10 protein-coding genes are annotated in these 12090 nt (G+C 48.1%); 3 read left to right on the forward strand and 7 right to left on the reverse strand.

Translation table 11 applies throughout. The annotated features are described in order from the left end of the window. The first annotated feature begins 63 nt into the window (after positions 1-63). Complete coding sequence (locus P9B68_RS07285) at positions 64-1254, forward strand: GerAB/ArcD/ProY family transporter (RefSeq protein ID WP_277668764.1); 1191 nt, start codon at positions 64-66, stop codon at positions 1252-1254. Positions 1255-1283: 29 nt separating this feature from the next. Here P9B68_RS07285 and P9B68_RS07290 read toward each other — a convergent pair whose 3' ends face one another. The 4 genes from P9B68_RS07290 to P9B68_RS07305 all read right to left on the reverse strand — a co-directional run bounded on the left by P9B68_RS07290 (position 1284) and on the right by P9B68_RS07305 (position 5507). Beyond that, the gene (locus P9B68_RS07290; protein WP_277668765.1) at positions 1284-1874 is read right to left on the reverse strand and encodes a hypothetical protein; all 591 of its coding nucleotides are present in this window, start codon (positions 1872-1874) and stop codon (positions 1284-1286) included. A 96-nt stretch (positions 1875-1970) separates the two neighbouring features. Further along, positions 1971-2492 carry a transcription repressor NadR gene (locus P9B68_RS07295; RefSeq protein WP_277668766.1) on the reverse strand — a complete coding sequence of 174 codons (522 nt, stop codon included), beginning with the start codon at positions 2490-2492 and terminating at the stop codon, positions 1971-1973. Positions 2493-2631: 139 nt separating this feature from the next. Then, positions 2632-3537: a DUF2156 domain-containing protein gene (locus P9B68_RS07300; RefSeq protein ID WP_135660274.1), complete on the reverse strand. Its 906-nt coding sequence runs from the start codon at positions 3535-3537 to the stop codon at positions 2632-2634. A 125-nt stretch (positions 3538-3662) separates the two neighbouring features. Next, positions 3663-5507, reverse strand: a complete 1845-nt coding sequence (locus P9B68_RS07305; protein WP_135660272.1) for a hypothetical protein — start codon at positions 5505-5507, stop codon at positions 3663-3665. A gap of 204 nt (positions 5508-5711) precedes the next feature. Here P9B68_RS07305 and P9B68_RS07310 point away from each other — a divergent pair, with 204 nt between their 5' ends. Then, a complete protein-coding gene (locus P9B68_RS07310; RefSeq protein WP_135660270.1) occupies positions 5712-7136 on the forward strand; it encodes an amino acid permease in 1425 nt (474 codons plus the stop codon). 199 nt (positions 7137-7335) lie between these two features. Next, complete coding sequence (locus tag P9B68_RS07315; protein ID WP_277668767.1) at positions 7336-8646, forward strand: AAA family ATPase; 1311 nt, start codon at positions 7336-7338, stop codon at positions 8644-8646. 191 nt (positions 8647-8837) lie between these two features. Here the strand turns inward: P9B68_RS07315 and P9B68_RS07320 are convergent, their stop codons facing one another. From P9B68_RS07320 to P9B68_RS07330, 3 genes are read right to left on the reverse strand one after another with little or no spacing between them, the layout of a single operon-like run. Beyond that, positions 8838-10763 (reverse strand): hypothetical protein, encoded by a 1926-nt coding sequence (locus tag P9B68_RS07320; RefSeq protein ID WP_277668768.1) that lies wholly within the window; start codon positions 10761-10763, stop codon positions 8838-8840. Next, the gene (locus tag P9B68_RS07325) at positions 10738-11637 is read right to left on the reverse strand and encodes an ABC transporter ATP-binding protein (protein WP_135660264.1); all 900 of its coding nucleotides are present in this window, start codon (positions 11635-11637) and stop codon (positions 10738-10740) included. Before P9B68_RS07325 ends, P9B68_RS07320 begins: the two co-directional genes overlap by 26 nt. A 3-nt stretch (positions 11638-11640) precedes the next feature. Continuing rightward, positions 11641-12012 (reverse strand): GntR family transcriptional regulator, encoded by a 372-nt coding sequence (locus P9B68_RS07330; RefSeq protein WP_277668769.1) that lies wholly within the window; start codon positions 12010-12012, stop codon positions 11641-11643. Positions 12013-12090 lie beyond the last annotated feature (78 nt).

A 12090-nucleotide genomic window follows, 5' to 3' on the forward strand; every position in this document is an offset into this window, starting at 1 on the left:
CCAAATCAGGCTATCACGGAATTTATTTCATCCGTTTTCCATATTGCTTCATGAGGTATCGCCATGACAAAACAAACGATTACAGAAAAACAGCTTCGGAGCCTCCTGTGCGTATTTTGGGGCGGAAGTTTGATGGTAAGCACTTCCAGTTCAGATGTAAACCAGGATTTTTGGATTTCCATGCTGATTGCGGGCGTACTAATCATCCCGCTTTTCCTGATCTATACACGAATTTTTACCCTTTATCCCAATAAAAACTTTTTTGATATACTGAGCATGGTATTCGGCAAGGTTATTGGAAAAATCATATGCTTTGTATATGTCCTTTTCACGATTCAAATCGCTGCGATTTTAATGTATATTTTTTCCTCGTTTATCCGCATGCTGAACATGCCTGAAACACCGGAAATTGCAACAGTTGCGCTCATCTCCCTTGTTGCGATCATGTGCGTTAAACAAGGCCCGGAGAATATTGCAAGAATGTCGAAGGTTGTCTGGGAATTCATCTTCGTAGCCATCTCTTTAACATTTGTTATCGGGTTAAGAAAGATGGATTTTAACAACTTAAAACCGATTTTGGGCGTGGACTTAAAAACCATACTCGGTGGAGCGGTCACTTTTTGCCTGCTTCCTCTCGCTGAAATTCCACTCTGCCTCCCGTTTTTCTCGTGTATGGACAGCAGCGCGAATTTTAAAAAAATCTTTATAAAAGGTTCTTCCCTTTTTATTTTTCTTACTACGCTGGCAAATATCCGAAATACCGCCGTTATCGGGTTTCCTTGCTCCAACATGCTTTTCTTTCCGTCTTATGCGTCCGTAAGCCTGCTTTCCGTCGGAGAGTTTTTCACTCGGTTCGAAGTAATTATCGGTCTGAACCTGGTATTGGCGGGACTTATAAAAATCTGCGTTTGCTTGTATACCGCTTCCTCGGGTTTAGCAAAAGTCATAAATCTGGAGGATCACAAGCCGCTCATAATTCCTTTGGCGCTGATCACAATCACCTTTTCGCTGATGGCACAGTCGAATGTGCAGGAACTGTTTCGGTTCCTCAGCGTCTATCCGATTTATGCCTTCCCATTTGAAATCATTTTGCCCATTATCATTCTGATCGGTGCGGAAATCCGGACTAGGACATCCAAAAACGGCGGTTCCGGCGGCCAAGCGACGGAATCCGGAAACCAGGCGCAAAACCCCGTGGACGAAAAAATACCCGAACCGAAGCACCAAAAGAAAAGCCCCTACGCCTCGGTATAATCGAAGCAAAGGGGCTTTCGCAAAATGATTTACTTAACGGCGGCCTTCTTATTCAGGACTTCCCTTGCATTTACCGGAATCTGAATCACCCGGCTCAACGGTTTCCAAACAAAAATGGAAATTCCAAAATCAACCATGCTGTGAATAATGGTTCCTACACCAACAAGCAGCAGGACGCTGGTAAAATAGCCATGCGCATAATAATCTGTCGGCATACGGTTGCCAAAATAGAATAGGGTAACCACGGTAATCTCACTTACGGCATGGATCACCGCAAGCAGCAACCCGAAGCCCGCGGTTTTTGCAAAGGAAGAAAGCAGGCTTGTATTCTTCTTTAAAAGCAACGCCCCGACCATTGCGAACAGCACATGGCTGAAAGCGCGAAGCACAATCACAATCGGAAAACCGGCAAAGAAAAACCCGAGCGTTGTCCCGACCGACACTGCCAGCGCAACAGGCGGAGAAATAAAAAGAGCCATAAAAGTCGGTACGTGGCTCGCCAAAGTAAACGAAGCCGGTTCCAGAACAATTTTCGGTGCGAACATGGGAATCACAATCCCGATTGCACAAAGCAACGCCGCAATAACCATGCTGATCAATTTTGTTTCCTTTTCTCTCATATACGTCCCTCAATTCAAACAGCAAGCAGATATTTACACATGTCTTGACACTTGCCATTTGTATTGTAAAGGATAAAATGCCGTTTGTCAAGGGATTTACTTTTCAAACAGGATTCCGTCTTTTCGAAGCGCGCCGAGAACGCGCTCGTATGCTTCCTCGGAAGGACAGGAAAGCGTGTGAAGATGGACCCCTCCCGTTAGGTCGCACAGGGGAAGCGCTTTTTCCTTTTCCAGTTTTTCCATAAAACAATCTGCGTCGTACCGGGAGAAAAGGTGGAGCTGACCCGAAATCTGCCCGTAAACCACATGCTCCACGATGACGTCAATAACGCCGCAGCCGTTGTCCACGATTACATAAAGCTCCCGGAGCAGGTTGTCCCGTCCGTGCCGGCACGCAATGGTCTTTATAAGACGCCCGGCCTGCGCGGCAGCATCCGCCAGAATATACCCCCGTGGCGTCGCTGCTATGGCATGATTTGCTGCTCTGAGCAGAGCGATATCGCCCACTATGATTTGACGGCTGACATTAAACCGGCCCGCAATCGTACTTGCGCTGACCGGCTGCGTACTCCCCCGTAAAATGTCGAGTATTTCTTCACGTCTTTGCGTGGCTTCCATTCATCATCCCGCCTTTTCCTGTACTCTTACCGCCAGCCGTCCGCCCGGCTGCATAGGATATGAAACCTATTTTCGCTTTTCGCTGAAAATTTCGCAGATTAAAATTATCCTAGTATCATTCTATTAGGAACAAACGATTTTATTGCCATGCGGAATCCTCAACGGTTACAAAATATTTTTCCAACAAACGAACCGGGTGGTACGATAGTTTTGATTTTCGTAGGCCGGGATCGCCGGCATCATCCTCGCGGTTAATATAGCGGACATTCTCCGTCACTTCGTGAAGGGCGAATTGCTTCACCATCATTTGGTAAGAGCCCTGGTATTCCTTCAACGCCTTTTCGATATGGACAAAAAGCGTATCCCCGACAATTTCACCAATGGAAAACGCAATGATCTGCCCGTCCACTTCCAGAAAACCGCCAAGCAATCCGAAGCGTACAAAATGCGTCAAGATTTCTTTTGCGCGCAGGGTTTCTTCCCTTGCAATGGGATTGTCTTTGACATGCTCTGGGGCATAACGGTCAAAAAATTCGATTACCCGCCCGATATTGTCCTTATTCATAGTGACATAACGGAAATCCGGATAAAGCTTTTGGAACTTATTCACATGATTCCTCTGCCCGCTGAATCTTCTGCCGGCAAAGCTGCGCATATCCTCCGCAATATAAAGGTAATCAAAACTATCGCGATTTTGGGTATAGGCAACTGCATCGCCATAGCGATTCTTCAGGATGGCGAGCCCTTCCTCCGGCACAGCACAAAACGCAAGATGCATTTTATTTCGACGGGCATAGTGCTCCAGCGTTTCCAGCGCGTCTTCTGTGGAACCGCATCCAGTCGGCAATGTAAAAGCGGTCTTTCCGTTTACATACCTCACCTTAAAAAACAGCTTATCACGATTAACTGCGTATTCGCTGTAGAAAAATTTTCTCCACATAAATATACCGGCGAGTGTATAGTCACAGGTTCTGAACTTTTGGCATTGAAAATATCTGGAAAATTCGGAAACATTATCTGCTTCAATCGGTTGAAATGCCAGCATAAAAACTCCTTAAAAACTTAAAATTTAACTTCTTTTATTATAGCACAAAAAATTCTGACAGATACACAAAAGAGCATATACGAAAAGCCTTTTGCGGTTTTCCGATATGCCCTTTCTTAAATCCGTTATGTTATTGCAACCATCCTGCCGCTCACACCGTGAGGCACAACCCCACTTGCCACAACGACCTGCGTTTGCACGGACTGACCACTACTGGTTTCAAAAATTACATATCCGGTTCCCTCGGCACCCGCCTCAACCAAATACAGGTCGGTACCCTTCTGGTCCTTTCCGGCGTAATTCACCGTGGTACAACTGTTTGCGGAATGTACATTCAGGCCTTTCCGATCCAAACCGTAAAATTTCACTCCGATATAATACTTGCCGCCGGGCCCCATAGTGTAGAAAGAAGTATCCACCACAATGCATCCCGCCGCAACCGTTACAATCATCTTCTGACCGCCGATGTCAATGGTGACCTGCCCTTTGGAAACGCCGGTGACCGGATACAGCCACCCTTTTTTCCCGTCCTTATTGTATGCGGAGGGTTTCCCAACCACGGCAATCTCTGAATTGTAGGACATAGCAGACGGAGCGCTTGTGGAATCCGTCATAGCCAAAACGTAATAGACATTCCCCTTGCCGACCGTCACCGCGCTGGTATCAAGGGAAAGGCTTCCCCCAAAACTCTGCGAAGCGGAGCCGGTTGTAAGGATACAGTAATCGGATTTATAATCAGCCAGCCTGGTTCCCCGGCTGTCTACCAGATACGCCACAAGCGTGGCCTTGCCGGTCCCGTTTCCCGAGGCTGTTACGGTGCAACTGCGTTTCTCGTTATTGGGGCTAATGGTAAACGCGGAGGTATCTCCGTGCAGTTCCCACACCAATTTGGTGCCGTCCGCAAACTCAGAAAACGCAGGCTTTATGGTTGTCTGTATCGTAGCGGATTTGCCTTTTTCAAGGTACAGGGAGGAATTACTCAGCGTAACGCCTTCCTTTAAGGTGCTTGTCAGGACAAAATCTTCATAGTCACCGGAAGCCTTCTTTTCCAGTTCGTAATCGTAAATCATGGGCTCGTCCCCCGTAAGCACTCCGCGGTCCGCCTTAAAAGCCGTTATTCCACTGCGAACCGGGTTGATAAAAGAAAAAAGAGGCTTATCGGTTATTGCGTTGTGAATCGTCAACTTTCCTGCTGTATAGGAAAGCGTACCCGGCCCGGTGAGCGTATCAATCTCCAGAGGATAATTGGTTGTAAATTCTCCCTTTTGCGCGATCACCAGTTTTCCCGCTTTTATTTTCCCGCTGGCGGTAACCGCGCTGCTACCATCAACATTAATCGTCAGCATATTGGAAATCGTCGGCAGCGAACCCTTATAGCTTTTTAAATTCAGTTCCGCCATATTCTGCCCGTCGATTTCCTTTATTTTTGCATTTTGATTGTTCAAGCTTACGGAATTGCCCGCTTTCAGGGCGCCGGAAATATAAGCCCCGCTGCTGGAAGTCACTTCAATATCCTGCGCAGTTACGGAACCGTAGATCGTAATTTTCCCGTTCACGGTCACCTTTTGGCCGGTCTCAACATCCCCTTTGATCGTGCCTGAAGTTAACGTCAATCCGTTTGAGGCATTCACGCCGCTCATTGTTCCGCCCTTGATTTCCGCGGTACCGTCGCAGTCGATTTTCCCCATCGTACCGCCGGAAACCGTCAGCTTTGAGCCGCTTCCCATCACTTCAACGTCTTTAATATCCCCCGCTTTTATCGTCAGGTTCCCTGTGAAGGAAACTTTTTTATTGGTTACTTCCCTAAAACTGGCCTCGTTCCATTCAGCCCCCCAGGCCGAAGAAGGCCCCAGGTACGTTTTGGCGCCATGCTTATCCACAATTCCGTCGCTATCCGCCGCATAGGCCGCCACCGGTATCGAAACGGCAATCAGCGCCACCGACAGAAGCATCGAAAGAAATTTTTTCATGTTAATCCCCTTTCCTATATTCCGTTTTTCCGGCAAAAGGGCCGGATTCACCATATCCCAGTTTTCATCTCATTTTATATATCGTCCGTTCTCTTGTTTTTTTAAGGAAAAAAACAAGATTTCTCCGCCGGCGGATATAAAAGAATTTTCCGTACCGTTCGCGGCATACTAAAAATACGCAAATGAACGCTTGGAGAGAAGAAGATGAACAAGAACGAAAAAGGGCTGTCGGCCTGGCAGCTAACCATGATGGCTCTGGGAACAGTAATCGGGGGTTCTTTTTTCCTCGGTTCCGCCGTCGCCATACACGCCGCCGGACCGTCGATTATCCTTACCTATATCATCGCGGGCGTACTGACGTATTTTATCCTGTTCGCTTTGTCGGAGCTGACCGTTGCCAATCCCGGAGCCGGTTCCTTCCGAAGCTTTGCGGCAAAGGCTTTCGGGCAGGGAACCGGTTTTGTTGTGGGATGGGTTTACTGGACAGGCATGGTTCTTGCCATGTCCAGCGAAGCTACCGCAGCATCCATTCTCATACGGGAATGGTTCCCCGGCCTTTCCCTGCCTGTTCTGGGAAGTGCTATTATCATCGGGGTCACACTACTAAACCTTCTGGGGGCAGATCGCCTCAGCAAGCTGGAAAGCGGGCTTGCCGCCGTAAAGCTCCTGGCCATCCTGTCCTTTATTGGAATTGCGGCGCTGCTGATTTTGGGGTTCTTTCCGGGTAAAGCCGCCGTAGGCTCCGGGGAGGTAACCCGCGAGCCCTTTATGGCAGGCGGCATTAAAAACATCGCAGGAAGCATGCTGATCGTTATGTTCTCCTATGCCGGTTTCGAAGTAATCGGATTAGCCGCTTCGGAGGCGGACAACCCCATTGTAACCGTCCCGAAGGCGATTCGTTACACGGTTTCCTCCCTGCTGGGCTTATATATCCTTGCCATTGCGGTACTGCTGCCGCTCATCCCTACTGCACAGGTCAACGACAGCATCAGCCCGCTGGTGGCCGCTTTGAACCGGCGTGGAATCAGATGGGCGGGCGCGGTTATGAATCTTGTATTGATCACCGCGATTTTATCCACTATGCTGGCGGCGATGTTCGGACTGGGCAGGATGATGCGGTCGCTTGTCGAAGACGGCCTCGCTCCCATATGGCTGAAAGACAACCGCGACGTTCCGTACCGCGGGATTCTTTTTTCGGGCTTCTCCATGCTGCTGGGACTGGGGCTCGGCCTTTTATTTCCCCGCGTCTACCTGTTTTTAATCAGTTCCGGCGGTTTTGCCCTTCTTTTCACATACGCCGTGATTATGGCCACCCACCTCCGGCTACGAAGGAAATACGGCTGCCCCCCGAACGGGAAATGCCAGTTGTGGGGCTTTCCGTTTACGTCCCTGCTCGTACTAATCGTTTTGATTATCGCCATTCTCAGTATGCCCTTTGTATCCGGACAGGAAACCGGGCTGATTGCCGGGCTGGTTATGGTCGCCTTTTATACGTTGTGCTACCTTGCCGTGCGGCATTACAGCCGAAAAAACGAGCCCGTGAAAGCGCAGGATTTTCCATCCGGCCTTTCCAGGCTTTCTATGGAATCTTCCGACGAACTGGTACAGGATAAAAGGAAAAAGAAGTAGTTTGCAAGCTCCCCCTGTTTCGGGGGAGCTTTGTTTCTTTCATTGTTTTTATACATATTATATGGAAAATAAAAGGCACGCACCATATTTTTGTCAAATAAACTTGTATTTTGGATATGTTTGGGATAATATTATGTATAGAATATCCTTGATATAAAGGAGTTCCACCTGTTTCGAATCTTTGTAGGGAGTGTTTGTAATGGAAAACGATGTAATGCTGGAGAAACTCCAAATCCCACGGTTCGGTGAGCGGATTATACAGAGAAACAGGTTATTGCAAAAGATGCTGTCATACCATGAAAAAACGGCAACCTGTATCGTTGCGCCGGCGGGATACGGAAAAACCGTATTGGCCCAGCAATTTGTCCGCAATACCGGTCTCCCTTGCCTATGGTACCAGTTGGATTCCACCGATAATGATTCCGGGCAGTTTTTTCAATACTTAACGAGCGGCTTCGCACTCGCTATCCCGGGATCCCAGATAGAGATTCCGCGCTTCCGTCTGGAGGAAGCAACATCGGGAAATTGCTTTGACCGTCTGCTTCCCCAGTTTATCCACGAACTGGAACAAAAAGCCAAGGATGGTTTCATCCTTGTTTTCGACGACTTCCATTTTATTAACGAACCCGAAATTCTGAATTTTATGGAAGCCTTTCTGAAAGGCCTGCCGTCCGGCTGCCATACCGTCCTTATCTGCCGGTACCTGCCGGATCTGCCGCTCAGCCGTCTTCGCGAACAAGACAGAATTCTTGACATCAGCCGCGATGAGCTGGCATTCAGCTTGGAAGAAACGAAGGCTTTGCTTTGTACCGGAAAAGGCCTTTCCTGCACAGACAGCATCCTGAAAAATATTGACCGGAGCATCAAGGGATGGCCTTTAGGGCTGTTCGCCATCCTTCTTGCGTTTGAACATGCACACCCCCAGCAATTCCCGCACACCTTCTATAAAAGCCGCATTGCGCTGTTTCATTCTTTCTTCCGAGATGTTTATGAAAATCTGCCGCAAAAAATACAGAACTTTTTAAAAAACACCTCCGTTCTGGAGTATCTTACGCCGAAAGCCTGCGATTTCCTGCTTGGAACCAATGATGCCGCGGACATTCTTTCCGATCTGCACAGAAAGGATTTTTTCATTGCCTTCAACGACGGGCATGGCGGTGTTTCCTATCGCCTGCATGCGGTGTTCCGCGAGTTTTTGCTGTCCTTGGTGGACAACCCCCGCGAAATCTTTGTAAAAGCCGGAAATTATTTTGAAGGAATCAATTCTCCAAAGCAGGCCGTCCAGTTTTATTATTCGGCGGACCGGCCGGACCTTATGGAAAAGGCGGCCCGAAAAGCGGTCATCCCCGTCCTTTCGCAGGGCAAAATAAAAACGGTGAAGCGCTGGCTGCACTATCTGGAGGAAAAGCATTGCCTGAACAGTCCGGAGCTTATTTTCGCACAGGATACTGTTTTATCCGCCGGCAGCTCCGAATTTCAGAAACGGATTGAACACGCCATCTGTCTGTAGATTAGCAAAAGCGTGCGGAAGTGGCCGTAACAAGACACATAGTCAAAATGATATAAAAAAGGTGCGAGTTTTCATTCGCACCTTTTCTTTATGCAACTTTAAAATCCTGCAAAGCGGGACGCAGATACCTTGAGATTTTATCCTTTCTATTCGTTTCCATTATATTTTCATTTTGTATCTGGCGCCCGCCTTTACTTTGCAGCAGAGGTTGGTTTATCCCAACCGTATTTTTCGATTACGGCCCTTGTATTGGTTGCATTAGAATAAAGGTCAAAGCTGCTCGTTCCGGCAATATCGATTTTACCGCTGTATCCGCCGAGAAGCGTTTTCAGTTTCCCATCCTTCAAAGTGATCGAATCCGCGTAGCGGAAGTTGACTTGCAAATAGTTCGTTTCATCGCGGTATGGATTATACTTGTAATCGACGGCTCCGTTAAGGCAATCCTGCCGTAATGCTTCCAGCAATTCCTTCTTTTCGTTTCGGGTTAAAACGAGGGGAGATGCTTCTGCAAGTGACTTGTCATCTTTTGCAACCGACGAAATACTTACACTTTCAAAATATTCCGGTTCAAGATAGAACAAAATATTTGCGGTCTCTTGATATTCCTGAATTCCGTTAATCTGCTTTATCATCTTATCCCACGGGTTTTGATCCGTATCCTTTTTGCCTTGGATATGAAAACGAGGATAAGAACGAACAACCACACCGCCGTTTTTCAAGTGATAGGTAAGGGTAAAGCTGCTGTATCCCATATCATTCACGGAGTAAGGAAATCTTGTTTCCCGGTTGTTTTCCACAAAGGCACGGTGAGCCGTCAAAACCTTTTCAATGTTCTTCCTTTCTTGAATGGTCGGGGAAAGCTCGCCTATTTTTCGGAAATGTTCGCTTTCGCTTGTAGTGTAAAAATAAATATCGTGATCCTTGGAATCAGCCACACTAACACTCTGTACCTCGACAGCATTTGGAATGCGGGTATCGTATCCAAAAAATCCGGTTGCCAGCACGGCATAGAACACCACAAAAGACGCCGCGAATACGCCGTACCATGAAAAGCTTTTCCGCATATGCTGGAAACCGCGCGAATACAGCGCCTCCGCCACAATGTGCGCGGCCAGCGAACCGGAAACAACGCCGATAAAGAAGCTGGCCTGCATACCGGTCGCGAACATGAGCATCAGGCCAAAGCCAATGCCGGCCACCGCCGTTACCATGAACCGAATGATAATTTTGGGAATTGGAAAAGCAAAATTGCTCTCCGCACACTCACTTTTGCGCTTGCGGCAGAGAAGAACGGACGCGCCAAGCAGAAGCAGCGTGCACAAAATCCACCAGATATAAAAGCCGGCGGAAACGCCGTCTGCCGGATTCCATTCGCTCCTATAGGAAGCGCACAACGGAAGAAACGCCGCGGCAAACGGAGAAAACGCGGTAAGTATAGTGGATTTCAGCGCCGCAGTAACCCGCAGCCCCGGAAGAATGCAGGACGCCAGCACATCGGACACGTAAATCAGAAGCGGATATGCGGCGTTCACACCGATAATCGAAAGCACCATATCAAAAGAAGTGCCGCTGCACACAGCCATAAATACGGAAAAAGTCAGAGCCGCCGCAGTCATCAGCAAGGTCCAGAACATCCTGTTAAAGACAAAATGGAAGCTGTACTGCAAGTTGACATGGTAGGAAAATCCAATAGCGAATACAAGCACAAAATTCAAAATAACCGGCACAAGAAGCGCCGTCAACCCCGCGCAGTACCGTCCGAGCAACATGGGAGTACGCCGAATCGGAAGGGAATGGAACAAATCCACGCTGCGCTTCCGGTGCAGGTAAGAGAACAGCATAACGGCTACAACCACCGTAAAAATCAGGATAAGCGGTATAATAAATATCAGGATAAAGGAAATGTAACCGAAACAGGCGCTATCCAACGTTTCCTGGGTAAAAGCCTCCTGATGATTGTTCTGCACGTTCCACATGGCGACCATGAAAACCATCGGGAAAACGATAAACAGGAGAAGCGCAAGCAACCCCATCATGCCGCGGACTTTTTTTAACGCCAGCCGGAAGGTTATGGTAAACTCTTTCCAACTGTCAGCTGAGAATATTGTCGATGTCATAGCCGGCCACCTCCATTTCACTAATAAATACTTCCTCGAGCGTAAGCGGCAATATTTCGACAAAAATCGGATTGAACGAATTGATTTTCTCTAAAATCTCTTCCTTTGAGCCACGCACGACAAGACTGACCAGCGAGCCGTGTTTTTCCATTTTTACAATGTCCAGCGGGGCAAAATCGCGGATATCCGGCGTCGGCTTCAGCACCGCCTGAACCTTATTGATTCCCAGTTTCATTTCGTCCAGATCACGTTCAAAAACCACCCCGCCCTTGTGGAACAGGCCGATATGGTCACAGAAGTCCTCCAACTCGCGCAGGTTATGCGAGGCTACAATCACCGTCATATCGCGCTGGGCAACCTCGTCGAAGACAATCCGCTTTAAAAGCTGTCGCATAACCGGGTCAAGCCCGTCAAAGATTTCGTCAAGCAACAAATAGTCCGGCCGTGCGGCGAGCGCGCAGATCAGCGCAGCCTGCCGCTGCATTCCTTTTGACATATTGCCGATTTTATCCTTTGCGTTAATAGGAAACAGCCCGCAAAGCTCTTCATAGCGCTTTCTGCTCCAGTTCGGATAAATCCGCTTGTAGAAATCCGCCATATCGTTCAGGGTGCTCTGCGGCAAAAAATACGGATAGTCTGAAATAAAATACAATCTGGATTTTACCTGGGAATTTTCAAAAGGGGATTTTCCGTCAATAAGGATTTCGCCCCCGTCCGGCGCATATATCCCCGCAAGGGTGCGCAGGAAGGTCGATTTTCCCGCTCCGTTGGAACCGACCAAGCCAAACAGCGAACCGGAGCCGATGGAAAACGAAATACCATCCAGCGCCTTGACGGAATTGAATTTTTTCGTAAGATTCTTTACTTCTATCATTCTCTATTCCTCCATCCCGTTATAAATCGCATGAACCGTATCAAGAATTTCGGATGCCTTTACGCCGCAGTCGGCAGCGGCCAGAACGGCTTCCTCCAGCTTTTTCATCGCAATTTCCTTTTGCTGGAGGATGGCCGCCTCCCCGCCGGAAACAAACGAGCCTTTTCCCGGGACAGAATAGATAATTCCGTCCCGTTCCAGCATCTGATACGCTTTCTGTACCGTATTGGGATTCACCCCCAATTCCTGCGCCAGCACACGAACGCTTGGCAGCGGCTCATCCTTATCAACCGCACCCAACGCAGCCATTTTCGTAATGGATTTATAAAGCTGTTCATAAATCGGAAGCCTGCTTTTATAATCCAGCGTAAACACCAACAACCCCCCTGCCGTATAAACTGTACTATGTGTGTTAGTACAGATACAGGATACCATTTGCTGAAAATATTGTCA

The sequence above is a fragment of the Caproiciproducens galactitolivorans genome, assembly GCF_029266045.1.
In the GTDB taxonomy this organism is placed as follows: Bacteria; Bacillota; Clostridia; order Oscillospirales; family Acutalibacteraceae; genus Caproiciproducens; species Caproiciproducens galactitolivorans.